This is a genomic window from Candidatus Neptunochlamydia sp. REUL1 (assembly GCF_963457595.1).
Taxonomy (GTDB): domain Bacteria; phylum Chlamydiota; class Chlamydiia; order Chlamydiales; family Simkaniaceae; genus Neptunichlamydia.
In genome coordinates, this window is the sequence record NZ_OY735137.1 from 1,374,702 (window position 1) to 1,399,156 (window position 24,455).

The 24,455-nt window shown below is 42.3% G+C and carries 29 protein-coding genes and 3 pseudogenes; 14 read left to right on the forward strand and 18 right to left on the reverse strand.

Annotation, left to right across the window (positions count from 1 at the left end):
* The first annotated feature begins 6 nt into the window (after positions 1-6).
* From R2I63_RS07365 to R2I63_RS07370, 3 genes and pseudogenes are all read left to right on the forward strand, one after another.
* On the forward strand, positions 7-1,269 hold the full coding sequence (locus R2I63_RS07365) for an amino acid permease (RefSeq protein ID WP_316356298.1): 1,263 nt from the start codon (positions 7-9) through the stop codon (positions 1,267-1,269).
* A pseudogene (locus R2I63_RS10690) lies at positions 1,266-1,316 on the forward strand (SEC-C metal-binding domain-containing protein); the annotation flags it as partial. The gene R2I63_RS07365 and the pseudogene R2I63_RS10690, both read left to right, overlap by 4 nt.
* A 15-nt stretch (positions 1,317-1,331) precedes the next feature.
* Positions 1,332-1,634, forward strand: a complete 303-nt coding sequence (locus tag R2I63_RS07370; RefSeq protein ID WP_316356301.1) for a YchJ family protein — start codon at positions 1,332-1,334, stop codon at positions 1,632-1,634.
* Positions 1,635-1,707: 73 nt separating this feature from the next.
* Here the strand turns inward: R2I63_RS07370 and R2I63_RS07375 are convergent, their stop codons facing one another.
* Entirely contained in the window at positions 1,708-1,833 is a 126-nt protein-coding gene (locus R2I63_RS07375) for a transposase (protein WP_445083637.1), read from the reverse strand.
* A gap of 8 nt (positions 1,834-1,841) precedes the next feature.
* Between R2I63_RS07375 and R2I63_RS07380 the strand changes: the two genes are divergently transcribed.
* Positions 1,842-2,660 carry a transposase gene (locus R2I63_RS07380; RefSeq protein WP_316356303.1) on the forward strand — a complete coding sequence of 273 codons (819 nt, stop codon included), beginning with the start codon at positions 1,842-1,844 and terminating at the stop codon, positions 2,658-2,660.
* 211 nt (positions 2,661-2,871) lie between these two features.
* Here the strand turns inward: R2I63_RS07380 and R2I63_RS07385 are convergent, their stop codons facing one another.
* A complete protein-coding gene (locus R2I63_RS07385) occupies positions 2,872-3,342 on the reverse strand; it encodes a hypothetical protein (protein WP_316356306.1) in 471 nt (156 codons plus the stop codon).
* Positions 3,343-3,388: 46 nt separating this feature from the next.
* Here R2I63_RS07385 and R2I63_RS07390 point away from each other — a divergent pair, with 46 nt between their 5' ends.
* Positions 3,389-4,279, forward strand: coding sequence for a hypothetical protein (locus R2I63_RS07390; RefSeq protein WP_316356308.1), 891 nt, complete (start codon positions 3,389-3,391; stop codon positions 4,277-4,279).
* Here the strand turns inward: R2I63_RS07390 and R2I63_RS07395 are convergent.
* Genes R2I63_RS07395 through rpmH form a run of 3 tightly spaced genes read right to left on the reverse strand, consistent with a single transcriptional unit; the run spans position 4,245 to position 6,665 of the window.
* Complete coding sequence (locus R2I63_RS07395) at positions 4,245-6,203, reverse strand: ATP-dependent helicase (RefSeq protein WP_316356309.1); 1,959 nt, start codon at positions 6,201-6,203, stop codon at positions 4,245-4,247. The two genes, R2I63_RS07390 and R2I63_RS07395, sit on opposite strands and share 35 nt — an antisense overlap.
* Positions 6,157-6,534 carry a ribonuclease P protein component gene (gene rnpA, locus R2I63_RS07400; RefSeq protein WP_316356312.1) on the reverse strand — a complete coding sequence of 126 codons (378 nt, stop codon included), beginning with the start codon at positions 6,532-6,534 and terminating at the stop codon, positions 6,157-6,159. The genes R2I63_RS07395 and rnpA overlap by 47 nt, the downstream gene beginning before the upstream one ends.
* On the reverse strand, positions 6,531-6,665 hold the full coding sequence (gene rpmH, locus R2I63_RS07405; RefSeq protein WP_316356314.1) for a 50S ribosomal protein L34: 135 nt from the start codon (positions 6,663-6,665) through the stop codon (positions 6,531-6,533). The genes rnpA and rpmH overlap by 4 nt, the downstream gene beginning before the upstream one ends.
* Positions 6,666-6,822: 157 nt before the next feature.
* Between rpmH and rpmJ the strand changes: the two genes are divergently transcribed.
* A complete protein-coding gene (rpmJ, locus tag R2I63_RS07410; protein WP_316356315.1) occupies positions 6,823-6,960 on the forward strand; it encodes a 50S ribosomal protein L36 in 138 nt (45 codons plus the stop codon).
* Positions 6,961-6,967: 7 nt separating this feature from the next.
* The gene (gene rpsN / locus R2I63_RS07415; RefSeq protein WP_316356316.1) at positions 6,968-7,273 is read left to right on the forward strand and encodes a 30S ribosomal protein S14; all 306 of its coding nucleotides are present in this window, start codon (positions 6,968-6,970) and stop codon (positions 7,271-7,273) included.
* Positions 7,274-7,319: 46 nt separating this feature from the next.
* Here rpsN and R2I63_RS07420 read toward each other — a convergent pair whose 3' ends face one another.
* Complete coding sequence (locus R2I63_RS07420; RefSeq protein WP_316356317.1) at positions 7,320-7,694, reverse strand: DUF4339 domain-containing protein; 375 nt, start codon at positions 7,692-7,694, stop codon at positions 7,320-7,322.
* Positions 7,695-7,875: 181 nt separating this feature from the next.
* On the opposite strand from R2I63_RS07420, the gene R2I63_RS07425 reads away from it, so the two are divergent.
* The 3 genes from R2I63_RS07425 to R2I63_RS07435 are packed head-to-tail and all read left to right on the forward strand — an operon-like array spanning position 7,876 to position 9,638.
* Positions 7,876-8,652: a hypothetical protein gene (locus tag R2I63_RS07425; RefSeq protein WP_316356319.1), complete on the forward strand. Its 777-nt coding sequence runs from the start codon at positions 7,876-7,878 to the stop codon at positions 8,650-8,652.
* A gap of 36 nt (positions 8,653-8,688) precedes the next feature.
* Entirely contained in the window at positions 8,689-9,141 is a 453-nt protein-coding gene (locus R2I63_RS07430) for an Asp23/Gls24 family envelope stress response protein (RefSeq protein ID WP_316356321.1), read from the forward strand.
* Positions 9,141-9,638 (forward strand): hypothetical protein, encoded by a 498-nt coding sequence (locus R2I63_RS07435; RefSeq protein ID WP_316356323.1) that lies wholly within the window; start codon positions 9,141-9,143, stop codon positions 9,636-9,638. The genes R2I63_RS07430 and R2I63_RS07435 overlap by 1 nt, the downstream gene beginning before the upstream one ends.
* Here the strand turns inward: R2I63_RS07435 and uvrC are convergent.
* The 3 genes from uvrC to R2I63_RS07450 are packed head-to-tail and all read right to left on the reverse strand — an operon-like array spanning position 9,613 to position 14,404.
* Positions 9,613-11,427 (reverse strand): excinuclease ABC subunit UvrC, encoded by a 1,815-nt coding sequence (uvrC, locus tag R2I63_RS07440; RefSeq protein ID WP_316356325.1) that lies wholly within the window; start codon positions 11,425-11,427, stop codon positions 9,613-9,615. The genes R2I63_RS07435 and uvrC overlap by 26 nt on opposite strands.
* Positions 11,406-13,955 (reverse strand): DNA mismatch repair protein MutS, encoded by a 2,550-nt coding sequence (mutS, locus tag R2I63_RS07445; RefSeq protein WP_316356327.1) that lies wholly within the window; start codon positions 13,953-13,955, stop codon positions 11,406-11,408. The genes uvrC and mutS overlap by 22 nt, the downstream gene beginning before the upstream one ends.
* Complete coding sequence (locus R2I63_RS07450; protein WP_316356331.1) at positions 13,952-14,404, reverse strand: hypothetical protein; 453 nt, start codon at positions 14,402-14,404, stop codon at positions 13,952-13,954. The genes mutS and R2I63_RS07450 overlap by 4 nt, the downstream gene beginning before the upstream one ends.
* A gap of 50 nt (positions 14,405-14,454) precedes the next feature.
* Between R2I63_RS07450 and dnaG the strand changes: the two genes are divergently transcribed.
* Entirely contained in the window at positions 14,455-16,230 is a 1,776-nt protein-coding gene (gene dnaG, locus R2I63_RS07455) for a DNA primase (protein WP_316356334.1), read from the forward strand.
* Positions 16,231-16,236: 6 nt separating this feature from the next.
* Here the strand turns inward: dnaG and R2I63_RS07460 are convergent, their stop codons facing one another.
* From R2I63_RS07460 to R2I63_RS10700, 5 genes and pseudogenes are all read right to left on the reverse strand, one after another.
* Positions 16,237-16,560, reverse strand: coding sequence for a hypothetical protein (locus R2I63_RS07460; RefSeq protein WP_316356336.1), 324 nt, complete (start codon positions 16,558-16,560; stop codon positions 16,237-16,239).
* Positions 16,561-16,757: 197 nt separating this feature from the next.
* Complete coding sequence (locus R2I63_RS07465) at positions 16,758-17,414, reverse strand: hypothetical protein (protein ID WP_316356339.1); 657 nt, start codon at positions 17,412-17,414, stop codon at positions 16,758-16,760.
* A gap of 14 nt (positions 17,415-17,428) precedes the next feature.
* On the reverse strand, positions 17,429-17,728 hold the full coding sequence (locus tag R2I63_RS07470) for a hypothetical protein (protein ID WP_316356341.1): 300 nt from the start codon (positions 17,726-17,728) through the stop codon (positions 17,429-17,431).
* Positions 17,729-18,064: 336 nt separating this feature from the next.
* A complete protein-coding gene (locus R2I63_RS10695; protein ID WP_445083638.1) occupies positions 18,065-18,295 on the reverse strand; it encodes a hypothetical protein in 231 nt (76 codons plus the stop codon).
* 8 nt (positions 18,296-18,303) lie between these two features.
* Positions 18,304-18,505: pseudogene (locus R2I63_RS10700) on the reverse strand (transposase); the annotation flags it as partial.
* 186 nt (positions 18,506-18,691) lie between these two features.
* Between R2I63_RS10700 and R2I63_RS07480 the strand changes: the two are divergent.
* The 3 genes and pseudogenes from R2I63_RS07480 to R2I63_RS07490 all read left to right on the forward strand — a co-directional run.
* Entirely contained in the window at positions 18,692-19,222 is a 531-nt protein-coding gene (locus R2I63_RS07480; RefSeq protein WP_316356343.1) for a class I SAM-dependent methyltransferase, read from the forward strand.
* Positions 19,223-19,237: 15 nt separating this feature from the next.
* Positions 19,238-19,849, forward strand: coding sequence for a hypothetical protein (locus tag R2I63_RS07485; RefSeq protein WP_316356346.1), 612 nt, complete (start codon positions 19,238-19,240; stop codon positions 19,847-19,849).
* 165 nt (positions 19,850-20,014) lie between these two features.
* A pseudogene (locus R2I63_RS07490) lies at positions 20,015-20,455 on the forward strand (IS6 family transposase); the annotation flags it as partial.
* A gap of 22 nt (positions 20,456-20,477) precedes the next feature.
* Here the strand turns inward: R2I63_RS07490 and R2I63_RS07495 are convergent.
* From R2I63_RS07495 to R2I63_RS07510, 4 genes are all read right to left on the reverse strand, one after another.
* A complete protein-coding gene (locus R2I63_RS07495) occupies positions 20,478-21,011 on the reverse strand; it encodes an IS630 family transposase (RefSeq protein WP_316359726.1) in 534 nt (177 codons plus the stop codon).
* On the reverse strand, positions 20,935-21,303 hold the full coding sequence (locus R2I63_RS07500) for an IS630 transposase-related protein (protein WP_316356349.1): 369 nt from the start codon (positions 21,301-21,303) through the stop codon (positions 20,935-20,937). Before R2I63_RS07500 ends, R2I63_RS07495 begins: the two co-directional genes overlap by 77 nt.
* A gap of 269 nt (positions 21,304-21,572) precedes the next feature.
* On the reverse strand, positions 21,573-23,252 hold the full coding sequence (locus tag R2I63_RS07505; protein ID WP_316356351.1) for a phospho-sugar mutase: 1,680 nt from the start codon (positions 23,250-23,252) through the stop codon (positions 21,573-21,575).
* A 114-nt stretch (positions 23,253-23,366) separates the two neighbouring features.
* Positions 23,367-24,446 (reverse strand): extracellular solute-binding protein, encoded by a 1,080-nt coding sequence (locus R2I63_RS07510; RefSeq protein WP_316356353.1) that lies wholly within the window; start codon positions 24,444-24,446, stop codon positions 23,367-23,369.
* Between the last annotated feature and the right edge of the window lie 9 nt (positions 24,447-24,455).

Sequence of the window (24,455 nt, forward strand, 5' to 3'; positions counted from 1 at the left end):
TTTTAAATGAAGAGAGTTATTGCGCTCAAAAGAACCCTTACCATATTATGGAGGCGATTTAATAGAGGAGTTATGGATTTTTTGCTTAGAAAGGCTATTGGCGGTGCTCTTCTTGTTGGAGGAACGGCCATTGGTGCAGGCATGTTGGCTCTTCCGGTTGTTACGGGAGTGGGAGGGTTTCTTCCCGCAACAGTTATTTTTATTATTTGTTGGATATTTAGTGCGTGTACGGGGCTTCTTCTTCTAGAGGTGTGCTTATGGATGCCAAATGACGCCAATATTATTTCAATGGCTCACCACCTTCTAGGTCCTGTCGGTAAAATCGCCGCTTGGATCCTATATATTTTCCTATTCTACTGCTTAACCATTGCCTATGTGGATGGTGGAGGGGGATTTGTGGTTGCTCTTTTTGGGGGCAAGATCCCCTACGTTGCGGGATTAATCATCTTTTCCGCAGTCTTTGGATTTTGCATCTATTTGGGGACGGCAGTCGTGGATCGAATCAATTTTTTATTGATGATTGGACTAGGGTTGGCATTTCTTGTTTTTGTGATTCTTGGCTTTGGAGAAGTGAAGATTGAAAATCTTTCGCGTGCCCATTGGATTCCATCATTTCTAGCTCTTCCTGTAATGTTTACTTCTTTTAGCTACCAGGGGATTGTCCCTAGTCTGACAACCTATCTTGATCGCCACCCCAAGACGGTCCGGTTTGCCATTTTAGTTGGGACTTCCTTGCCCTTCTTGGGGTATATTTTATGGGAGTATTTGATTTTGGGAATTGTTCCTGCTTCAGGTCCAAATGGCCTTTTGCAGGCTCAGACAATGGGGCAGACAGCTGTTGAGCCCTTAAAGAAAATTTTCCCCAACTCTCCCATTTACTTGACCGGGCAGTTCTTTAGCGCCTTTGCTCTTACGACCTCCTTTTTGGGAGTAACATTGGGGCTTTTGGATTTTTTATCGGATGGTCTTCGATTAGCAAAAGTGGGATTTAAGAAGGTCCTCTTGTGTGCGATCATTTATATTCCTCCAATCATTATTGTTTCGGTTAGCCCAGGCATTTTTCTGAAGGCCTTGGGGTATGCGGGGGGAATCGGGTGTGCCCTTTTGTTAGGTTTGATCCCGGTGCTAATGGTTTGGGTTGGAAGGTATCGCAAAGACTATTCCAAGCTTAATCAACAACTCCCAGGAGGGAAACCTGTTTTAATTGTCCTCTCTCTATTTGTTGTATTTGAGCTAGCAATTGAATTGACTCAGGAATTTATTCTATGACGTGCCCCTGCGGGTCTGGCAAGGATTATTCTAAATGTTGTGGACCCTATATTAAGTGGGAGGTGAGTCCTCCAACCCCTGAGTCTTTGATGCGCTCTCGTTATACGGCCTACACCCAAAATAATCTCGACTATATTGAAAAGACGATGCAAGGTGAAGCTCTTAAGCGGTTTGATCGAAAAGGGGGCACTGGGGTCGAGGGGATTAAGCTAGATGTTCTATTCAGTGAGGAAGAGGGAAACGCAGGGACTGTTCAGTTCATTGCGCATTTTCGCCATCAAGGAGAGGAGCGACTATTGCATGAAATTAGCTCTTTTCAAAAAGTCAATGGGAAGTGGTACTACACAAAAGGTATTGTGAGTTAATTGGGTAATGGTTTGAAAACTTGTTTAAAAGGCATGTGGTTTTCTCTTCTATAGCTAAAGTGACTTAAATTAGTTATAGGCAGTACTCCTTGAAAAGTTTGTCTATTCCACATTGATATTTTCTTCGCTTAGACTTTGCCTGTGCCCACTTGTGTTCAATAGGGTTTAGATCAGGAGAATAGGGAGGAAGATATTCCAAGGCATGGCTTGCTGCGGATATTCAAGTGTTTATTGCTGCAGTTTATGGAGAACTGCAGCGATAGAGAATTAGAACGCTTTATCCAAGAAAACACTGCAGCTCGATGGTTTTGTGGGTTTAATCTGAGAGACAATACCCCAGATCACACAGTCTTTTGTCAGCTTAGAAAAAAAATAGGGACCAATATCTTGTCCTTGATCTTTGCTGATCTAAGAGATCAGCTAAAAGATCAAGGACTTATGAGTGAAGTTTTTACCTTTGTAGATGCAACCCATTTAATTGCTAAAGCGAATTTATGGGAGGAAAGAGATAAGGCGATTGCAGAAAAATACGAGAAACTGAACAACGAAAACATCTCACAATTTTCTGCAGACGTTCAAGCAAAGATTGGTTGTAAAGGGAAGAATAAATACTGGTATGGTTATAAGCAGCATACCAGTGTAGACATGCAGACAGGTCTTATCAATAAGGTTGCGATTACTCCGGCTAATATCACAGATGCCTCAGGTTTCAAACACGTCTGTCCCTCTCAGGGGGCTAGCTATATGGACAAGGGCTATTGTATAAATCCCGCGCCCAGAATAGCTAAGGCAAAGGGGGTACATCTAGGCGCTATCAAAAAGAATAACATGAAGGGCAAAAATAAAGATCAGGATCGGTGGTACAGTTCCGTGAGGGCCCCTCATGAGCGGGTCTTTTCGCAAATAGAGAAACGAGTGCGGTACCGAGGAATCGCGAAAAATCAATTTTCAAGTTTTATGCAAGCTATTTGTTACAATCTGAAGAGGCTCGCGGTTCTAGATCCCCCAAATTTGTGTCTCTCCTAGGGAGAGGTGTGTCCAAATGGACGGAATTTTCCATTTCTAAACACTTACAAACTACAAAACCTATCAAAAAGCACCTGTTTTTTCGAACTCAAAAGTTTTACACCCTGAAACTTCTGAATCTCTTTGGTTCTAAACAGCCTCATAGTGTATTACTATCAATTTTTTAACAATAAAAAATGGTATAAGCTCAAAATAGAGGTGGTTTTATTTTCTAATTAACCCTTTGATAAAAGGTGTTAATTTTGAGGAAATTATCTTTCCAGTAGTAATGATCAAGAAGTCCAGATGTATCGTATCCAAGAATGTGGTAGGCGATAAAAAGAGCTTCCACTGAGGCAAGGCCTCGGTCAGGATCCACGCAGTCTGTTTGTTTACGAGGATAGGCGGTTCGAAAATGGGAAGGCAAACTCCGATGAACCCATTTTTCTTTTTGAGGGATTTGCCGCTGCATGACAGCCGCATATTTCCACGTTCCATCGATCAAGAAAAGGGGAGAGCGATCCTTGTTTGTTAGAGGGGGAGCATCTAAACTGAGGAGAATTCCCTTTTCAATAAAGGGAATAGGGTCCTTTGGATAGGTCAAAAAGAGCATGTCTTCTCGCTGCTCTAGTCCGCGAAGACTGCACTTTTTTAAATTTTCTCTACGGTGACGTAGAATAGTTGTCGAAAGAAATGGCTTCATTTTTTATACGTGTATTTTATAGTGCTTTAACTTTTGGAGCAAGGGTATGAAACTATCAATCATTTTTCTATTCCTTTCGGGGGTGCTTTTTGCCTCTCCGCAGGTGACGAAGGATTATTCAAAAGGGAGAGACATTGCACAAGGGTATGATCTTCCACTTGCGCTTGTTTTTACTGGCTCCGATTGGTCGGAGCATTCAAAGACTTTAATAGAAGAAGTGTTTGAAAAGCTCCCATCAGAACTTATTTTTGTTCAAGTAGACTTTCCTGAAATAAACACGCAAAGTGAAGCGATTTTGATCCAAAATCGCGTTTTAAAAGAAAAGTATGGAGTTGAGAATTTCCCTACGATTGTTCTTCTGAACTCTAAAGAGGAGGAAATCTCTCGGATGGGATATCCCATCAAGGGGGTAGGGGATTTTGGAAAGCATTTGAAAGAAGTAGGGCGTCGCTATTATTTGCTTGAAAAAAAACTTGAAGAGGCAAAGCAGAGTAAAAAGGTTGGAGAACTCAAATATTGCTATGAAGAGGCTCGATCCATGGGAGCTAAAAGCTTGGTTCGCACAATCCTAAACATAGGAGGGGATGTAGTTCCTGAGCTTATGCTTGAAAAGTACATTACTCTTCGGGGAACAGAGGAAGGGAATGCACTGCGCGCAGCACTGAATGCTATTGAAAGTAAAGAGATTGCTTCTCGGCTAGCGCTTCTTGATTTTCAAGAGAAGAATAGCATTAAGCCTCTTAAGCAATTTATTGATGAGTTTGGAGAAAAAAGTGCTGACCACTGCTGGAAAATGCATCTTGTTATTTCTGAGTTTATAGAGGATAAGGAAGAAGCCCTTGAACACGCTCAGGTTTCCCACCGCTTTGCTCCAGGTGAAGAGAAGTCAAACATCGCTAAAATTATTTCCAGGATGTTACTTTCAGAATCTCCTTAGGGATTTCAAAAAGAAAGCGGGAGGGATTGCAACTAACAATTTTTCCGTGTGTCGTCCTTTTGCGTGACATGCTGAGGCATAAAGCCTCCATCGCACGGGTAATCGCAACGTAGAGAAGGCGGCGCTCTTCTTCAATTCCTTCTTTTGTCTGAGATTTAAGATGGGGGATCAGGTGATCCTCAAGTCCTACTAGAAAAACAGCGGGGAATTCAAGTCCTTTAGCACTATGAAAGGTCATAAGGCTGAGTGTGTCGCTTCCAAAAAGGTCTTTTTTTCTGTCTTTGTGGTTATTGAGCAGTGAAGAGGCTAGGAAATCATGAAGAGAGGCTCCCTCTCCTTTTTCATAGGTTTGCATCGCGGAGATAAAAGCTTGAATATTTTCCCACTTTGCCTCCTGAACTGTGTCGGTTTTAAATTCCTTCATCAGAGCTGTTTTGTAGTCGATCTTTTCAAGAAGCCATTTGAGTCCTTGAGAAAGAGAAAGGGACTGAAACTTTTCTGTCATTTCTTGGTATAGAATGACGAAATTAGCAATTCCTTGTGATCCTCTAGAGGTTAGAGCAAGTTCTGGGTACTCACCTTGGGTAATTTTTTTCATAACAGCGAGAAGAGGAAGGTGTTTACGACGGTTGAATTGGGTAATGGTGTCGAGAGTTTTATCGGAGATGCCTCGTCTTGGGTAATTAACAATACGGAGGAGAGCTTCTTGATCTTTAGGGTTTGAAATGATGCGCAGATAAGCCATCAAATCTTTCACCTCACCTCGTTCAAAAAAACCCATTCCTCCAAAGACTTGATAGGGGATTCCTCGGACCCACTGCCCTTCATTTCTCCATACAGTTTGCATAAGAGCGAGTTCAAAGGAGCGGGCTAAATTATTCGAGCGGTAGAGGATAGCAATATCCTTCCAGCGGTAATTCTTTTCCTCTCTGAACTGAAGGATACGTTGGATTACTGATTCTACTTCTTCTTGCTCAGAAGGGGCATTAAAGATTTCAAGGGTTTCCCCTTCCTTGGCATTGGTTTGCAAGACCTTGTCGTGTCTATGAACATTGTTTTTAATCACCGCATTAGCGGCCTGTAGAATCCGGGAGGTTGAGCGGTAGTTTTGCTCGAGTTTAATGGTGGTTTCTGCAGGAAAACTAAGAATATGCTCAATTTCAGCTCCCCGCCAGGCGTAGATTGATTGGTCGTCGTCTCCAACAACGCAGAGATTGTGGTATTTCTTAGAGAGAAGAGAGGCAAGGCGGTACTGAATCGGGTTAGTATCCTGATATTCATCGATCATAATGTAGCGGAAACGGTCTTGATATTTTTCAAGAATCTCGGGGAAGCTCTCAAAAAGTTCAACGGTAAGAGTGAGAAGACTGTCGAAGTCGAGTGCATTGTAGGCTCTCATTGCGACTCGGAGGGATTCATAGACTTCTTTAATGAAAGCATCTTGCTTTGGGTCACTTGTTTTTGGAAAGTCTTCGGCTGCAAGTCCTTTCCCTTTTATGTAGGAAATTGCTGTGATAATGGGCTCTAACGAAAGCTCTTCTCCATCAAAAAGTTCTTCAGCAACTTGCATAATGAGGCGGCGCATGTCTTTTTCATCATATAAGGAGAATTTTTGGGTAAACCCAAGCCGGTGAATCTCCTTTCGAAGTATTTTCATGCAAAAGCTGTGAAAGGTGGAAAGGGAAACTTGCTGAGCCTCTTCAATCGAGACAAGCTTTGCAACGCGCTCTCGCATTTCTTCCGCTGCTTTATTGGTAAAAGTAAGGCCTAGAATTGACTCAGGAGAGACTTTTTTATCTCGGATGAGGTGAGCAATACGGTGAACGAGAACGCGCGTTTTTCCACTCCCTGCTCCTGCAAGGATGAGGACATGGCCCTCAGTGGCGGTGACTGCTTTTTGCTGGTTTGGATTTAGTTTGGACACAGGAGTTGCTCAATCGTTTTAGTTCCATCGTAACTTCCTCCGCGCTAAGGTCTTTGTACCCCTCACGGGGGTGGACATTCAGCGTGAGCCCAGTGTTGAGCTCTGGATAGGACCTGCGAAACCCTTCTCGAACAACTCTCTTAAAACGGTTGCGGTCATGGGCCTTTCCCCATTTTTTTGTAATCGTGATTCCTAATCGGGGAGAGTGTATGTCCTCTAAGAGATAAAAGAATGTTAGCCGGTGGCCCACAAATTTCCTACCTCGTTGATACACCTCACGGAATTCACGTTTAGCAAGGAGACGTTGCAGTTTTGAAAAGTTTAGTTTCACGCAGAGAGGCGCTTCCGCCCTTTTCGTCGTTTTTTGTTAATGAGCCTTCGTCCGGCTACAGTCTTCATGCGAGAGCGAAACCCGTGGGTTTTTTTGCGTCGTCGCTTACTAGGTTGATAGGTCCGTTTCATTGTCTATAAACTCTTTATTTTCCAACAAGGGACCATTCTACATAAAGTGTGAAATAGGTTCAACCCACAACATTTTTTTTTATTTCTGTAATGACGTTGTCAAGAAATAGAGAATTCGTTATACTGGCTGCTACTATCTGAAATTTAGGATTTACTTATGAAAGTGCGTGCATCTGTAAAAGCAGATCCCGGTAAAGGGGATAAGATTGTTAGACGGCGGGGGCGACTCTATGTGATTAACAAACGGAACCCCAACCGTAAGCAACGACAAAAAGGACCAGCTAGGAAAAAATAGGAAGACTATGGCTAGAAAAGCAATGATCGAAAAAGAGAAGAAGCGTGAGCGACTCGTTCAAATGAAATGGGAGCAACGGCAAGAACTCAAAAAAATCGTTCGAAACCTCGAAGTGAGTGATGAAGAACGAATGGATGCTCAAGATAAGCTCAATAAGCTTTCCCCAAACTCATCAAAAATTCGTCTCCGTAATCGCTGCCGCCTTACAGGCCGCTGCCGTGGATACCTTCGTAAATTTAACTTATCTCGTTTGTGTTTCCGTGAGATGGCCCTTGCTGGTCTGATTCCGGGAGTTACAAAGTCTTCTTGGTAGAGAGTCTCTGACCATTACCCTGAGTTCTAAATATTAGAGCCCCTTTTTAAGGGGCTCTTCTTATGCGTGCATGGAGGTCAATAAGACTTTCAAGACGCACCCAGTTTTCCATATCTTCATTCCAAATATAGGTCGATGCAGTGATTTTATCATCGTCCCATGCCTCCTGAAGAGCAGAGAAACTCATTGGGCCAAATTGAGCTTTTTCTGAATCTAGATAATACCAAAGCTTTTCTGGAGGTTTTTCGGAAGTCTCCTCATTTGGCGAAATGGAGATGGCTGCTTTTTGCATTGGAGCTGCCATTGCAGTTGCCAGAGTTTCTTTCTGAGGGAGAAAATAAAGGACAATCAATGCGATTATTCCGAGAACCACTCCAAGAAAAAACCAAATTGCGGGGTTTCTTCCACGCCATCTGGCCATTCTGGATGAGAACCACCCTAAGGTGAGCCAAGAGATGATGTAGAGTAGTATGTACATATCAAAGCCTCAAAGTTTTCTCCTACTTTACCACGAACAAGGAATAAAAGAGTTGAAAATATTTCTTATGTGGTGTTTAATGCTCCCACAGTTTGCAATAGACCGTAAAAGAAAGGGGTTAAAAATGCTAGCGACTAAAGTTGAATCTCGTGATATCGTTCACCACGATGCAATTCATTATACAAACCTTCTGAATGGAGTTAAAGTTAATGTAGGGAAATCTGTTGAAGACGGCTGGGAAGTCATCGATACAGAAAGTGAGGACCGTTATCATATCCAAACTATTTGCCGGCAAATTGCAGATGAATTTTTTAAGAACAGGGGAGTGGAGGAATATATTCCGTATGATTTTCAAGCGCGACCTATTCTCAGCATTGAATCGGATAGTGAATTTAGAAGGCATGCGCTGATTGAATTTGCAGAAAAAACCGTTGTTGAGGAGCTCCCAGATCTGTATGCTCCCAGAGATGAATTGCTAGGCACCTTGACTAGTCGGCTTGTTGAAGTTTTTGAAACATCTGGAATGGAAAGCGGATATTGTAGATTGGACCTTGGGAAAATGCGAGAAATTCGTGATGAAGTTTTTGGTGGAGAGCGGAGAGTTAAGGAAAGAAAATCTATCGCCCTTAGAAGAGATCATCATGTAATTCCACTAGGATCGCAGGTGCATGCAAGATCAAATGCATCGCTTCAGGGTGCTAGGCGTCGGAGCGTTGATGACCCAGAAAGCTGTTTCAGTCCTACAGTTGTTGCTGGTGCAGGGCTGTTATCAGGTTTCTTTGTGGTGGCGGCATTGTTTAACAAGATGTTTGCAGATGAAAAAGAGCAAGGTCAAAGGGTGAGTAGAGTCGATAAGTTTACTTTAAATACTCAGGTGAATAGTCGTGGCACTATTTATTGATGATCTTGTAGACTGATAGGAAACAGAGGTGAAAGAATGTATGACCAATTTAAGGAGCTCGATACAAAAGAGCTAAAGTTTGCTGATACGGTCTTTGTAAGAGATATTGAGACGCGTGTTTTTCAAGCAATAGTCATCAAGTGTTTAGCAGACATCGAGGGTGTTTCTCTTTTGGAAGGGAACCTTTTGGATAATTTGCTTGGAAGGGAAGGGAATGAACGGATCAAGGGGATTCATGTGGAGCAGGATTCTAAAAATCACTCCGTTAGCATTAAGGTTGAAGTAAATGTAGCCCATGGGATCTCTATCCCCGAAAAAGCAGAAGAGTTGCAGTCGAAGATTACTGGAGAAGTTTGCAAATTAACAGGGCTCCATGTTTCGTGCGTTCATGTTGTATTTAAGGCTCTGATTTCCGATGTGCCACTCGAACAGATCATTGAAGAAGAGATTGAAAAGGAAGAAGAAGAGTTTAATTCGGAAGAATTCTGATGAGAACCGGTAATATTCTCTTTTCAGCTGTCCACTTCTTTGTTGTCTTTTTGGTTCTTGGGGTGGGGGTTCTTTTCTTAGCTCTCCCCCATGCGGACTATTTTCGGATGCAACTGATCAACTTCCTGGAAGATCCACGCGGCATATGCGCCCTTATTGGGGGAGTTATTCTAGGAATTGGAGTCATTCTTTTTGTAGTGGCTTATCTCTTAAACCGCAGGCAATATCTGAGCCTAGAAATGGAGGGGGCTTCTGTCGATATTGAAGAGGGGGTAATTCGAAGTTGTGCGAAAACCTACTTTCAAGAGAGGTTTCCTGACTTTGAGTCTGTTTCTGACGTTGCAATTCGTGGGAAATCAACGATTGAAATCATGACATCCCTTCCCTTCCCTCAAGAGCAAGAATTTTTCCAAGAGGTCGAAGAGGAGTTGGGCTTTATTTTGGCTCGGCATTTGGGGTATCAAAAGCCCTTTACCGTGACGTTTGTTGAAAATTGAGAAGAACTTCAACATCTTGCTTTGAAAGTCCTGGAAGTTCTTCAAGTTGATCTTTTGAAGCTTCTTTGATCTGTTTCACACTTCCAAAGTGTTTTAAAAGAAGGGTACGCTTCTTTGGGCCAATCCCTGGAATTCCATCTAGCTCGGTTTGGATAAGACGTTTGCTTCGTCGTTTTCGGTGATAAGTAATGGCAACTCGATGTGCTTCGTCCCGGATTTGCTGCAGAATAAAAAGAGTAGAAGAGCGAGGAGAAAGAAAGATAGGATCTTTTTTATGGGGAATGAAGATTTTTTCAAAATTGAGTCCTTTGTCGTGCCTCCCGTCTTCTTTGGCAAGAGAAATGACATCAACATTGGCAATTCCTAACTCTTTAAAAACCTCCAAAGCGACATTTAGCTGCCCTTTTCCCCCGTCGACCATTGTCAAATCGGGGAGGTCATCTTTTTCCTTTGCTTTGCTATAGTGGCGCAAAAGGACCTCGCGCATTGCGCCGTAATCGTCTGGTTTATCGATTCCCTTTATTTTAAAGAGACGTGTTTTCTCCTTGTCTCTTTTCCCATCGGTAAAGCCCACCATGCAGGCAACCAGGTCAGTCCCGGAAATATTGGAAGTATCGAAGCACTGGATCCGGACCGGACAATGGGCAAGCCCACAAGTTTCTTGTAAATCAAGAAGAAGTTCTTCTTTGGATTGCTTTTCAGTAAAAAGGGACTTTGCATTTTTTAATGCCAACTGAATGAGGTGGGCTTTCTCTCCTTTTTTTGGGTGCGTGATGGAGACGTCAATAAGTTCTTCTAGTGTCTTTTGAGTTCTTAAGGAACTTGAGAGGAGGATTTCTGGGGGACGGAATTCTTCTTGTTGATAATGTTGAAGAAGGAAGGATTCCCAAATCTCTTCGTCTGTAGAGGCAAGTTCAATAAACTTAAAATGATCGGCGCCAATCAGCCGTCCCTCTCGGTATACAAGCTTGGAAATGATGTGGTGTTTCCCCTCGTGGTAAAGAGCAAAAATGTCACAATCCTTTCCCTTAGAGCGAACAATGGCCTGCTTACTATGTGTGACATGTTCAATCTGATCGATCGTTTTCCTCAGTGCTCCTGCTCTTTCAAACTCTAAACGCTCAGAAGCCTTGAGCATTTCTTCTTTGAGTTCTTTAATGACCTGTTTGTCATTTCCCTTAAGAAAGTCTATACAGCGCTTAACTTCCTCGTCGTATTCTTTCTTGGTGCACTTTGCAGCACACGGAGCAATGCAGCGCTTAATAGAGTATAGAAGGCAAGGCCGATGGCGAGAGGAAAGTTCACGATCAGAGCATTGGCGGAGCTTAAAGACACGATTCATTAAATCAAGGGTTTGCCGTGCCGCAAAAGCGCTTGTATAGGGACCAAATGAAAGCTCCCCTTCTTTAGGTTTTCCTCGATGACGCACAATGCGAATCATAGGCCACTGATGCCTGTGATTCACTGTCAGACTAATGAATGTCTTATCATCTTTGAGAAGGACATTATATTTTGGTTGGTGTTTCTTGATGAGGTTATTTTCTAGAAGGAGGGCCTCTTTTTCAGAGAAGGTAACGATAGTATCAATTTTCACTACCTGTGAGGTAAGGAACGGAACCATCATCCTGCCATCTCTGCCTGGAATAAAATATTGTTTGACTCGTTTGCAGAGCTGCTTTGCTTTCCCAATATAAAGGATTTCCCCGCCCTCATTTTTCATCAGATAGACGCCTGGCTCATTGGGAATGTTTTTGAGCTTTTCGGGGTTCATGAGAGGTGGTTTTTCCATTCTTGAATTTTTTTGAGAGCTTCAAGAGGAGTTGTCGTGTTTAGATCGAGTTTTTGAACTGATTCTGCAAGCTTCTCAAGTGTAGATTCTTTTGGAGAGGGATCTGTTGCCGAAAAAAAAGAGAGTTGCTCTTCTGGCTTAGGGGGAGAATCAAGATCTTTTTCTTCAAGTTTATGGAGGACTTCATGGGCTCGTTTCAAGACTGGCTGTGGAAGTCCAGCAAGGCGAGCCACATGAATCCCATAGCTCTTGTCGGTACTTCCAGCAACGATTTTTCTTAAGAATATAATTCTATCAGCAGCTTCTTGCACTGCAACATGCACATTGCTTGCTCCAGCATGGTGCTCCTCAAGCTCAGTGAGCTCCCAATAATGGGTGGCAAAAAGGGTTTTACATCCCACTTTTAGTAAGTTCTCAGCAACCGCCCAAGCAATTGAAATCCCATCAAACGTACTGGTTCCTCGTCCAATTTCATCCAAAATCACAAGTGATCTGGAAGTAGCATTGTGAAGAATGTTGGCCGTTTCCGTCATTTCAATCATAAATGTGGATTGTCCACGCGACAGGTCATCACTGGCTCCAATACGACTGAATACCTTATCTACAATTCCAATATGTGCCCTTTTTGCAGGGACGTAGGACCCCATTTGCGCCATGATTGTAATCAGCGCCACTTGTCGAATATAGGTGGATTTCCCTGCCATATTTGGGCCGGTAATGAGAAAGAGACATTTATTTTGGCTTAGGTGGGTATCGTTTGGGATAAATGAATCATCGAGAAGAGAAGCCTCAATGACAGGGTGTTTGCCTACTTCGATTTCTAGCCTACTTCCTTCGTCAATCACAGGTTTTGTGTAGCGATGAGTTTTGGCAACAATTGCTAAAGAGAGAAGAACATCGAGAGTGGCAATAGATCTTGAAAGGGAAAAGATCGTGTCGATATGCGATGCGACCTCAGCTCGAAGCTCTTGGTAAAGATGCTTTTCTATCCCGTAAATTTTCTCTTCAGCGGTGAGGACTTTTTCCTCATAACTTTTAAGCTCTGGGGAAATGAACCGTTCATTATTGACGAGGGTTTGTCTTCTCTGAAATGTTAAGGGCATCCGATCCGCCTGTCCTCGACTCACTTCAATGCAATATCCAAAGGCTTTACTAAAGATGACTTTAAGGGTTTTTATCCCCGTAAGGTCTCTGAGCTCGGTTTGATAGTTAGCAATCCACGCCTGGCTATTACTTTTTAAAGAACGAAGCTCATCTAGTTCAGTATTTACTCCTGGGTTAATCACCTTTCCATCCCCTAATTTGGCAGGGGGATCATCGACAAGAACTGCTTTTATGTGCTGAGCAATGGGAGAAACATCAGGAAGTACAAGAGATTTAAAAAGAGGAGACTGGAAGGTCTTAATCATTTCATTTAAGGAGGGGAGTACCTCTAAAGAAACTTTCAATCCTGTTAGGTCTCGGGGCGAGGCACTTCCAGTAGAGATGCGCATCATCAGTCGTTCAAGGTCTCGGATAGGACGGAGCTTTTCTTTTAGAGAAAGATGCTCCATAAGTTCTTCAACGCCTTCTTGCCTTTTCTGAACTCTTTCCGCAGAGAGGAGAGGGTGAGTAAGCCATGACTTAAAGAGGCGAGCTCCCATCGGAGTATGGGTATGGTCTAGAAGTTTTAAAAGGGTGAAATTCTTCCCTCCCTTATGAAGGGGAGCTGTGAGCTCGAGGTTGCGCTGAGTTGCCTGATCGATTGCCATATAGGAAGAGAGCTCATCTAGAACAATCGATTTGATATGTGTGGTTGAAAGGCTCAGCTCGTTCTGAATATGAGAAAGAAGGGCTCCTGCTGCCGTAGTTGCTGTGATCATTCCTTGCAGGCCAAAGCCATCAAGAGAGTGCAGTTTGAAATGGCGGATTAGGGTGTTAAATGTGGTTTGAGAATCAAAGTGCCAATTTTCTTTCTTAGTGATCCTTAGAGGAAATTCTTTGAGAAAGGGTGCAAAGGTTTGTTGATCCCGCTCAGAAATAAGAACTTCCGAAGGTCCACGCCTCGTAAGCTCGTCTTGAAGCTTTTGAATTTCACTTGCTTCACTCACGCGGAGCTCTCCCGTCGAAATATCGAGGAGGGCTAAGGCAAAGGTTTGATTCAAGGAGCATAAGCAACCGAAAAAGTTGTTATCTTTTTCTGGAAGAGAGCTCAAAAGAGTTCCAGGAGAAACAACGCGAACCACCTCGCGTTTTACAAGACCTTTCACCGATTTTGCATCTTCAACTTGTTCGGCAATCGCGACTAAAAAACCCTTCTCGACAAGTTTTTCAATATATCCCTCAGCAGATTGAGCAGGAACTCCACTCATAGGAATTCCCTGCCTTTGTGTTAGAGTAACATCTGCGGCGTCAGAGAGGAGCTTTGCATCCTCGTAAAAAGCTTCATAAAAATCTCCTAAACGAAATAGAAGGAGGGCATCTTTTGCTTTTTGTTTGCAGGCATTCCACTGCACCATCATGGGGGATTGCTTCGTTGCCGTATTCATTTTGTGATCCTTTTTAGCAATCGTTTCAAAAGACCTTCTTCCTTTTCACCATTGACGATGTCAAGAGCCTCTTTAGCCTCTTCGATTCCCTTTGCAATTTGTAGAATGACACCATCACACCATCTTTGAGACTCTTCGATATCTGTTTGGAGTTGTTCTAGCCACTTCAATATTTCCTGTGGGGATTTTGAAATATTTTCATCTGGGAAGACGTTACTTGTCTGAAGCTCTGTTTTATAATTGTCAATCGATTGTCTGAGCTCAAAAATTTCGATTAGCAGGGGAAGAAAAGTCTTTTTAAACTTCTCCCGTACTCCTTTTGTTGCCAAAGAGGGGATGATCTTTTTTGGCTCTCCATGAGATGCCATTTTGTTTAGAGAAATGGACTCCGATAAAGGAGAGGTCTCTAACTTTCGATAGACCTTTTTTTTGAAGTTTGCTTTATTCATGCTTTCACCTTAAGATCAGTAGTGTATAGCGTCAGCGAAAAAATGTCGACATGGGTATTTACACAAAAAAAAGCTTAGAGCTCCTCAGAGAAAAGATAGACCTTATTGAAGTGGTTTCCTCCTACGTAAACCTAAAACCTGCGGGAAGTAGTTACAAAGGAGTCTGTCCCTTTCATGATGAGAAAACCCCCTCGTTTATGATCCAAAAAGGAGAATCTCATTACCACTGTTTTGGTTGCGGTGCGCACGGAGATGCCATTGCATTTTTGATGGGATACATGAAAATGAGCTTCGTTGAAGCGGTAGATACCTTGGCAGAGCGGTTCCAAGTTCCTTTAGAAGAAGCGGAGTATGAAAAACGCTCAGAGGGTCCAACAAAGAAAGAACTCAAGGAGGCGCTTTTAAAAGCTTCGGAGTTTTATCACACCTATCTTCTCCATAGTGATGAGGGGCATGTCGCTCTCAAATACCTTTACGATCGAGGGCTTGATCTAGATTTTATCCGTTTGTTTAAAATTGGGTTTGCTCCAAGGCGGGGAGCTCTGTTTGGAAAGTTTTTGCAGAAACACCGCTACAGCGCGGCCCTTTTAGAAACAGCAGGGCTGATTAAAACCCTTCCTGATGGAAAGAAAAAGGCTTTTTTCTCTAATAGAATTACCTTTCCTATCCTCGATGCTTCAGGTGGAGTGATTGGCTTTTCTGCACGAAAGACTTCTGAAGACACATTTGGACCCAAGTATCTCAATACTCCCGAAACGACTCTCTTCAAGAAATCAAGCACGCTTTATGGTCTTAGCTTCTCTAGGCGGCGCATTGCAAAGGAGAAGCAGGTCATTGTTGTTGAAGGGCAAATCGATGCTCTTCGCCTGATCCAGGCCGGATTTAATATCACTGTTGCAGGGCAGGGGACAGCATTTACCGAAGATCACGTAAAGGTGCTTCTTAATCTTGGGGTGACTCAAGTCTATCTTGCTTTAGATGGAGATGCTGCAGGGCGGACCGCTGCTTCAAAAATTGGAAACCTCTTCCAAAAAGAGGGCGTTGAAGTTTGTTGTGTTTCCGTTCCTCCCAGGATGGACCCCGATACAATCCTGAAAGAGCAAGGCCCTCTTGCATTTAGAGAACTTCTTGAGAAAGCTGAAGACTATCTCTCCTTTCTTATTTCCTATTTTTCAAAAGACAGCGATCTTTCTTCCCCCTCCGAGAAAAACCATCTCATCCAAACGATTGCTGCCCGGATTCGCAGCTGGGATCACCCTCTGATGGTCCATGAATCTCTTCGGAAACTTGCGCGACTGACCCAGGTTCCTGAGAAACTCGTTGGCGTGGGGCAAGAGGATGTGCGACGCTCAACCTTTGTTAAGCGAACAGGGAGCGTTTCAGAGGTGGAAATCAATCCTAATCGGGTGATTGAAACCGATCTACTTCGATGGCTTTTTCTCCTAGGAAACTTGAAGCCGCAACTTCTCTCAGTTGTGAAGGGAAATATTCGCCCTGAGCACTTTACCGTTCCCCTTTGCCGTCGCCTTTTCTCTGTCTACATGGAAACCACCGAAGCTGACCTCCTTAGCCTTGCAAGTAACCTCAATAATACGGAAGAGCAGCTACTTTTTTCTCAGATCGTGCAAAAGAAGGTGAATCCTGAAAAAGCTGAAGAGGGAATACTCGAAACTGCAACAAAAATGCTCCAACATTATTGGATGGAAGAGCGTGAAAAGATCAAGATTCAAATTCAAAGTGGGCGTTGCTCTGAAGACGAGGTCCTGGAGCTTGCCAAACAATTCGATGCCCTCAAAGGGTCACCCCCTTCAATAAAAGTCCCTTGAGTGTTACTAACTGCTTACAAAATCCGAAAAATGGAACAAATCGTATGTGGCGTAATTAAAAGCAAAATATTTCCCAAGTTCCCGTTTAAAGGCGGTTTCACTGGGGTATTCAATAAGCTCAATATTGTCATCCATAATTCGATAAATTTTCTTGGAAGGGTCAATTTTAACGTTGATTGCATGTCCAGCTCGAGGTTCTGTTGAATACAACACAACAAGAAATGAAGAGTTTCCACCTTTCGCGTGGATGACCATTTGATTCACCAGGTTTTGATGGATGTTTGAAGTGTGATTTTCAATAGCTGGTTTTTTTTGAGCGCGTAATTCCATAGAGAACAGATTGACCAATTTCCTGTTATTTTAGAAAAATGAGAGATTCTCTTACGCGCAATTAGAGAACAGAACTGTTTTAACTACTCCTAAAATCTTTAACGAGTATCAGAATTCTTTTGTATCTATCTTTAAGTGACCACTCCCATCTCATTTATAGAAATTTAACAACCCACAGGTATAAACACTCACACTTTTTATGAAATATATCCTGTTACCTTGCCGGCTCCATATAAAGCACCTGCCGCTATACAGATACTAGCAACAAGTGGAGCTCCACAAGTTATAGCTGTTGCCCCGGCTGCAGCACCAAAAATTCCTGAAAAAACACCTTTTGCAACATTGGCTGTAGATTTCTGTAATTCATCTATGACAATGGTTTCTTTTATCCCTTTTTTAAAAGGGCTCTCTCCAGGTGGCAGTTGATTATGGGTATATAAGCCCATTCCAACGGCAGCTCCAAATACACTTCCGATAGCAGCTCCAGAAAGGACTGCACCCACACCGCCTCCTAAAGCAGCAGCAGTACTGGATACTGCAATTGCACTTAATCCACTACCTAAAGCTGCTGAGTTCACAACTGCTGTACTATGATTATCAATAGATTGTGACACTTTATGAATCACAGGATTGGCAACCTCGCTTGTAACCGTTCTTGCTAACTTATATTTAAAATAATTAAATATTTTGGTTTTAAAATTAGAGCAAGCCTTTCCAACATTAAAAAAACTTTCTCGTAATTTTTCAAGAGCTTCAGCCCCCGATTTCTTGATTTTTAAAGCTCCTCTTTCTAAAGCATTGCTAATCGTACTAAATGAGCCTGCTTGCCGAGTGTTATTTATTGGTGTAACCATTTTTTCATCCTTTATTAGTTAATAATCATCATGTTAGCTCTTATCAAAAAAACTTTTAGTTGCTCGTTATCAGAGGCAAACTTTGATGCTGGGTTATTTATATCTGTAGGTACGATATAAACCGTTTGACCTGACAGTGCTTGCATCAAAAACCCTATTGCATGTGGCGCTTTTTGTTCCAAATAATGCGAGCTATTTTGAATAGCTTGTTTGAATGGTGTATCTCCTTCAATAGAAAAACTGGGTTTTGCATCTCTCTCAGATGGGGAGATATGCGGAATAGGATCTGAGTTTCTTCCATTTATTGCTGACATAAATATTACTTAATAAAAATATTATTTCCTTATTTTAATAATATCATAAATAAATATTTAATAAAACTAAAAACAACTAAAGAGTAAGTATTTTGAAATTAAATAGTTAAATTTTTCTTTGAAAAAGAAACCTAACCCCCCAAACAAAAACCTTATTAAGGCATATATAGCTTACTATAAATAATTTACATAAAACCTCAAAACTTCAAAACAACACACCCCGCCATCAGTGATAAATTATTTTTGTTAAGATGGTTAAGTCATGAGCTGAACCTTTTCAGTTGCATTAATCTCCTGGGAGGTTTTGTCATATGAGAGGGTGTCCAAAAAGTCAAATTACCCAGGTTTTAGCCTGTGAATCAAAATATTAATTATGTCGATTTTGATCCAAGTCTCACTATTTTTAGGGTGAACTTCATAACCAATTCCCTTGCCCCGTCCTGTTGTTTTAACAGTTTGACTATCAATGATAGAAGCAGACGGAGAAGGATCTATATTGGAAGCTTCTCTTGATTTTTCTCGCAGGATATTTACAACATTATCCCAAGTGTTATCTTCTCTCCACACTTTGAAACAGTGATACACTGTTGATCTTGGTGGGCACTTTTCCGGGAGATATCTCCATTGACATCTTGTGCGGCTGATATAGAGAAGAGCGTCTACTATTAAACGCTCATTAGTTTTCCGGGGACGTCCTCCGTGTTTTGGTGGAGGAATCAGCGGAGCGATTAGCTTCTATTGTTTGTCTGTTAAATCCGAAGGGCAATCCTTTATTATTACTCCTTATTAAAGGAAAGAATAATACCCTATTCAAACTTTTTTTAGGTTATATGATTCTATTGGTTGGAGTAGCTATTTTTTTAATCATCGAACCACTCACCGGAACAGCTGGGTAAAAAATCTTGACAGTGCCTGAATTTGAGTGCAACATATGGGGGAATATTTCAACAAGCATAGGAATAGATGCTCTATTTTGTTGTAACGCTTAGTGTTCTTTTTATCGGGCTCCTCCTTCTTCTCCTTTTTACGTGGAAGAATGGGGTCTCGCCGATGCCCACATCTCACAAGATACGCGATGCTCTTTTAGAAAACCTTCCTGAGCTAAATGACGGAACGATTATTGAACTGGGCTCAGGGTGGGGGAACATTCTTTTCCCTCTATCGAAGAAATATGCAGATTGCTCGATTATTGGTTTTGAAAACTCACCGATTCCCTATCTTTTTTCTTCCTTTCTCAATCACTCGAAAAATCTAAAAATCGTGAGACATGACTTTTTTGAAAAGCCTCTGCGAGATGCAAACCTTATTGTCTGCTATCTTTTCCCAAAGAGTATGGAGCGTCTTAAAGAAAAATTAGAGAGGGAACTGTGCCCAGGAACCCATGTTGTTTCCCACACTCATGAGATTCCAACTTGGAAGCCAAAACAAACCATTTCCGTTGACTCGTCGATGATCTATTTGTACGAGGTCCCTGGAAGGTCTGAAACAATTTAAATTGCGGATAGCTTCATGAAAAAACTGTCGATTTACTTTGCTGGAACAATTCAAAAGGATCACGAGATTCTTGAGTCCAGGTGGACACAAGAAGATTTTGAGAGCTTGCAGAAACAGTTGCGCCCTCACTCCCTTCTCTTTCTCAATCCTGCGCAGCGCTCAGATAACCTTTCAGATCAAAAATCAGTATTTGGGCGCGATATGACCCAAGTCTTTCTCGCTGATATTGTCTTTGTCGATGCGCGTCACCGTCGCGGCCTCGGTGTGGGTGCTGAAATGATGTGGGCAAAGTTTCATGCCAAGCCGGTGATCATCCTGTCTCCTGAGGAAACGCATTATCGGAAGTCCAATACCGAAATCCTAGGAACACATATCACCGAATATGTCCACCCCTTTGTTCACAGCTTAAGTGATGTCATTGTTACCTCGATTGAAGAGGGAGCTGCTTGGATTCTACGCTGGATTAATGGCGATGTAGGGATGATAAAAGACCTGACAACAATCTATGACGCCATGCGTCACTACCAACACACCCAATATAACCATGACCATCCTATGAGGGATCTGATTGGTAGCTGCGACTTTCTTGAGAAATCCTTCAAGGATATTCCGTCCCTTCTTCCCTAGGTTGCGATCTTTGTTGGCTTAAATAGAAGATTTTCTTTAACATGAGGAGTGCATTTTTGCAAAAAAGTGCCCCGGGAGGATCGGACCCTCCCAGGGCATGAAACTAAGGCACTACTTCTGGTTCTGGTGCAAAAAACGCTTATCTTCTGTAAAATTGAATTTTTTATGCGTCAGGAGCGAGGTCTTTCAGCATGTCACACAACGATCATGAGATGGGTTCATCAATATGCTTTGAAGTTTAAGAAACGACTCAAAAAATTTCTGAAACCATCCAACGATTCTTACAGAGTAGATGAGACCTACATCAAGATCAAAGGGAAATGGCATTACCTCTATAGAGCAGTTGATTCTGAAGGGAACACTCTTGATTAGATACTCAGTGAAACTCGAGACAAGCCTGCAGCTGAGAAAATTTTTAGACAAACTCTTGCTAATAGTCACTGCAGTATTCCTAGAGTTATCGGCGTTGATAAAAACGCTGCATATCCTCCTGCATTCAAAGCTATTCAAAATCAAAGATTGATCCCAATGGAGACTGAACTTAGGCAGATTAAGTATCTGAATAATATTGTGGAGCAAGATCATCGGTTTTCTAAGAGAAGGATATAGCTAAAGTGACTTAAATTAGTTATAGGCAGTGCTCCTTGAAAAGTTCGTCTATTCCACATTGATATTTTCTTCGCTTAGACTTTGCCTGTGCCCACTTGTGTTCAATAGGGTTTAGATCAGGGGAATAGGGAGGAAGATATTCCAAGGTATGGCCTGCAGCGTGGATCTTCTCTTGCATAGATTTGCTTTTATGGAATGAAGCATTATCCATAACCAGAATACTTTCAGAGGGAAGTTTCGGTAGCAAGTCCTCCTCTGCCCAAATGGAAAAGGCATCTGTATTAATATTGCACTCGAATAACGCAAGTGTAAGGAGGCTTGTTCCAAGTAATGCCCCTATTGCATTTGTTCTTCCTTTTGCTCCCCAATCATGAGTACCAAAACATCGCTGTCCTATTTTGGAGTAACCGTGGGTGCGGGGCATATCATGGGCAAACCCGCTTTCATCAATATATACAATTGGCTTTCCCAAACGTTTATATTCTGCGATTTTTCCTTGAAAGATTTGTCTTTTTGTTTCGCAGGCCTTGGGATGGTTGAGCGTTTTTTTTATAGCTAATTCTTAACCTCTTCATGGCACACCGAATGCCTGAAGTGCTTACTTTGAGACGATGTGCTCGTTCATAGTTGAAGGCATCAGGGTATTTCTTGATATCCTCCATCAAGATCTCTCTATCAATCTTTATTGCAGGTCTGATTTTAGTGCGCCTCGGCTCTAACCTCTTAGACCAGAGAAACACACTATTTACACTTACTCCAAAGCGTCTTGCTACTTGGGCAAAGCTTAATTTTTCTTTGCTTCGGATCGATAGAACTTTTTTTCTAAAATCTAGCGAATATGTCATTCAAAAAATTATAACTAAAACGAAATATTTTAGCTATAGTGTAGAGTCAATGGTTCCAAAGATTTGCAACAGCTGAAGCAACGATTGCCGGGTATGAATCCATGCATATGATTCGTAAGGGTCAAATAAAAGGCGTAGGAAGGAAAGACTCTTTATCTCAACAAATATTTATAGAAGGGCTATTTGGGATAGCAGCCTGATCTTATGAAACAAAAATAGGGTTAAGTAAACCTTTCCCATATAGAAAAATTTTTCCACCAGAACCTGAATTAAGTAGTTTTTAGAAGAAGATTTTTTAGCGATTCAAGGGAAGTATTAAGCTTCCCTTTTTCGTTGTGGCGAACCAGTCCATAGATTTTGATTTTTGGCTCTGTCCCAGAAGGGCGGATGACAAACTTGCTGTGGTCGTCAACTCGAAAGAGTAAAACATTGGATTTTGGAAGCGCGGTATGATCTGATAGGTAGTCGGTCACTTCAATCACTTTTTGTTTATTGATTTCATTAGGGGGAGACCTTCTTAGAGCTTCCATAACGGTTTTCATCTTTTCCATTCCTTCTTTTCCTCCTCCAAAGGGGATAGAAAGTTGGGCTTCTAAAAAGGGACCGTATTTTTTGTAGATCTCATTTAGGAGATCGATCAGAGTCTTGCCCTTTTTTTTAAGCTGGAGGGTCATTTCAGCAAGGAGGCAGGCTGCGATAGTCGCATCCTTATCGCGGGAATGGGTTCCGTAAAGAAATCCTAGAGATTCTTCAGCGCCAAAGAGGAAAGAGCGGTCGTGGGTTTGCTCCCATTCATGGATCTTCTCCCCAATATACTTGAAGCCTGTGAGGACTTCAAAGGGGGTGACGTTGTAGGACTCGGCGATAAGGCGAAAGAGCTCTGTCGTGACAATTGTTGTAACAGCAGCGCTATTTTCTGGAAGAGATTTGGTGTTGCAAAGATAATAGAGGCATAGGGAGGCAATCTGATTTCCGTTGAGGATGATGCTTTTCTCTTGATGGCGAACAACAACTCCCATCCGGTCTGCATCGGGATCGGTTGCAATAAATATATCGCCTTTTTCAGCTAAAAGTTGGTCAATTCCGAGTTGCAGGGTTTCTTTTTGCTCAGGGTTTGGAGAGTGGGCAGCAGGGAAATCTCTATCGGGAAGCTTTTGTGCTTCAACAAAGGAGAGATTTGTAAATCCCCACCTCTTGAGCGCTTCTGGAAGGGTAGTACTACCACATCCATGCAGAGGGGAGTAGATGATGTGGAGGGAGTTTCCTTCTTTTTGATTGGCTTCGGGATGATTTTGGAGAGGGGTTAATACTTCAAAGTAGGCTTCATCATCCTCTTTTCCGACTTCATGAATCAAAGAATCTTTAAAGGGGGCAAGTTCCACTGCATTTGGGTGGGTGACTTTTTCTACCTCAGCCATGATTCCTACGTCGTGGGGGGGGACAACCTGTGCTCCATCGCTCCAATATACCTTGTAACCGTTGTATTCCGGTGGGTTATGCGAAGCTGTGATCATGACTGCGGCAGTGCAGCCATGGTGGCGACAGCCAAAGGAGACAAAAGGGGTTGGGCGGAGATCCTTTGTAATAAAGGTCTCAATCTTATTCCCTGCAAGGACCCGTGCTGTTTCTTCTGCAAACTCTCGAGAATGATGTCTCGAGTCATACCCAATAAATACCTTTGGATGAGGGACGCTTTGTTTTAAGATATAGTTTGCAAGCCCTTGTGTGGCAAACCGAATGGTATATTTGTTCAGTCGATTGGTTCCGACTCCCATCACACTGCGCATTCCTCCGGTTCCAAAGGCAACCGTTGTATAAAACGCATCGATGACAACTGCTGAATTTCCTTCTAAAAGCTTTTGAACCTCTTGTTGGGTTTCTTTATCGAAGGAATCAGAAAGCCACTCTTGTACTTTTATTTCTATTTCTTTCGGCAAGGACTTTGTCATCGGCTCTAGCTCAGGTTTTTAATCCACCGTAGCAAAATCGACAAAAAATGTAACCCCAAAGTGCTAACTCTACAAGCCAATGGTGCGAATAGGTGGTACTTTGGGGTGTAATGGTCAATCGGTTTTAAGTTTGATCCAAAGAGTGCGGGACTCGGTCTCTGAAAGGAGATCTCTTGTATAGTAGAAGTCTCCGTCGTAGTTTTCTAAGGTTTCTAGAGTTTTTAGATAAACCGGGAGGCCTTTTATGTAAGAAGAAGCATTTGTTGTGGCGGGGAAATTATGATAGGCATTTGCTTCACCAGCGAAGACTTCTGGCTGGTATAGATAGTTGAGAAAAGTATAGGCAAATTCGTTGTTTTCAGACTCTTTGGGAATGCAAAAATTTTCAATAGACACAAAGGTATACTTTTCTGGGATTACAAAGTCGATGTGATTATAATTCTTTGTGGCACGGAGGACGTAGGAAGTGGGAATCACAGCGATTGAGCAGTTTTTTGTAATAAGAAGGTAGTCTCCTCGGACTCCGGCATAGGCTTCGACGAGTTTTTTTTGTTCCTTCAAGGTCGCATGAATTTGAGCGATTTCTTTAGGCCCCATTTCTACATCATCTCCAAAGAGGTGGCGAGCCGTGCAATCAATGGCTTCAATAGGGTCGTTAATCATTGAAATTTTTGTATTGGGATTTGTAGGGTGATAGAGCTCCTCCCAAGTCGGAGTAAAGGGTAGGTCGTTATACTGCTCGGTATTGATTCCAAAGCCAAGCGCTTCCCAAATATAGGGAATCGAGTAAGTGTTTTCGGGGTCGAAAGGCTGGTGTATTAAGCGGGGATTCAGATGGGCCACGAAGTTTAATTCTCCTGGATCAATGGGTTGCAAGAGCTCTTCGTCGATGAGCTTTTTCACCATGTAATCAGACGGAATAATCAAGTCATATCCTTTCCCTTCGGTTGCTTTAAGTTTGACCAGAAGCTCCTCGTTACTTGTGTAATAGTGACGTTTGACTTTGATCCCTGACTCTTTCTCAAATTTCGCGATTGTCTCGGGACTTAATATCTCAGGCCAGCTAAAAATATTGAGAACAGGTGTACTTTCTTTAAAGGGGCGGACAAAACGAGGAATCGATACTAACATAAAAAACAGAGCAACCCAAAAGGAGACGATAATTAGGCGAATCAGTAGCTTTCCAACCCTCATTGAAACACC

Excerpts from the sequence above, each read along its gene's own strand:
- R2I63_RS07470 (WP_316356341.1), bottom strand. The coding sequence starts at position 17,728 with ATGTCAGCAATAAATGGAAGAAACTCAGATCCTATTCCGCATATCTCC.
- R2I63_RS07460 (WP_316356336.1), bottom strand. The coding sequence starts at position 16,560 with ATGGAATTACGCGCTCAAAAAAAACCAGCTATTGAAAATCACACTTCA.
- R2I63_RS07500 (WP_316356349.1), bottom strand. The coding sequence starts at position 21,303 with ATGACATATTCGCTAGATTTTAGAAAAAAAGTTCTATCGATCCGAAGC.
- R2I63_RS07430 (WP_316356321.1), top strand. The coding sequence starts at position 8,689 with ATGTATGACCAATTTAAGGAGCTCGATACAAAAGAGCTAAAGTTTGCT.
- R2I63_RS07385 (WP_316356306.1), bottom strand. The coding sequence starts at position 3,342 with ATGAAGCCATTTCTTTCGACAACTATTCTACGTCACCGTAGAGAAAAT.
- uvrC (WP_316356325.1), bottom strand. The coding sequence starts at position 11,427 with ATGGAAAAACCACCTCTCATGAACCCCGAAAAGCTCAAAAACATTCCC.
- R2I63_RS07510 (WP_316356353.1), bottom strand. The coding sequence starts at position 24,446 with ATGAGGGTTGGAAAGCTACTGATTCGCCTAATTATCGTCTCCTTTTGG.
- dnaG (WP_316356334.1), top strand. The coding sequence starts at position 14,455 with ATGGGTATTTACACAAAAAAAAGCTTAGAGCTCCTCAGAGAAAAGATA.
- R2I63_RS07480 (WP_316356343.1), top strand. The coding sequence starts at position 18,692 with ATGCTCTATTTTGTTGTAACGCTTAGTGTTCTTTTTATCGGGCTCCTC.
- mutS (WP_316356327.1), bottom strand. The coding sequence starts at position 13,955 with ATGAATACGGCAACGAAGCAATCCCCCATGATGGTGCAGTGGAATGCC.
- R2I63_RS07485 (WP_316356346.1), top strand. The coding sequence starts at position 19,238 with ATGAAAAAACTGTCGATTTACTTTGCTGGAACAATTCAAAAGGATCAC.
- R2I63_RS07365 (WP_316356298.1), top strand. The coding sequence starts at position 7 with ATGAAGAGAGTTATTGCGCTCAAAAGAACCCTTACCATATTATGGAGG.
- R2I63_RS07465 (WP_316356339.1), bottom strand. The coding sequence starts at position 17,414 with ATGGTTACACCAATAAATAACACTCGGCAAGCAGGCTCATTTAGTACG.
- R2I63_RS07505 (WP_316356351.1), bottom strand. The coding sequence starts at position 23,252 with ATGACAAAGTCCTTGCCGAAAGAAATAGAAATAAAAGTACAAGAGTGG.
- R2I63_RS07425 (WP_316356319.1), top strand. The coding sequence starts at position 7,876 with ATGCTAGCGACTAAAGTTGAATCTCGTGATATCGTTCACCACGATGCA.
- rpmH (WP_316356314.1), bottom strand. The coding sequence starts at position 6,665 with ATGAAACGGACCTATCAACCTAGTAAGCGACGACGCAAAAAAACCCAC.
- R2I63_RS07435 (WP_316356323.1), top strand. The coding sequence starts at position 9,141 with ATGAGAACCGGTAATATTCTCTTTTCAGCTGTCCACTTCTTTGTTGTC.
- R2I63_RS07390 (WP_316356308.1), top strand. The coding sequence starts at position 3,389 with ATGAAACTATCAATCATTTTTCTATTCCTTTCGGGGGTGCTTTTTGCC.
- rpsN (WP_316356316.1), top strand. The coding sequence starts at position 6,968 with ATGGCTAGAAAAGCAATGATCGAAAAAGAGAAGAAGCGTGAGCGACTC.
- rpmJ (WP_316356315.1), top strand. The coding sequence starts at position 6,823 with ATGAAAGTGCGTGCATCTGTAAAAGCAGATCCCGGTAAAGGGGATAAG.
- R2I63_RS07450 (WP_316356331.1), bottom strand. The coding sequence starts at position 14,404 with ATGAATAAAGCAAACTTCAAAAAAAAGGTCTATCGAAAGTTAGAGACC.
- R2I63_RS07420 (WP_316356317.1), bottom strand. The coding sequence starts at position 7,694 with ATGGCCAGATGGCGTGGAAGAAACCCCGCAATTTGGTTTTTTCTTGGA.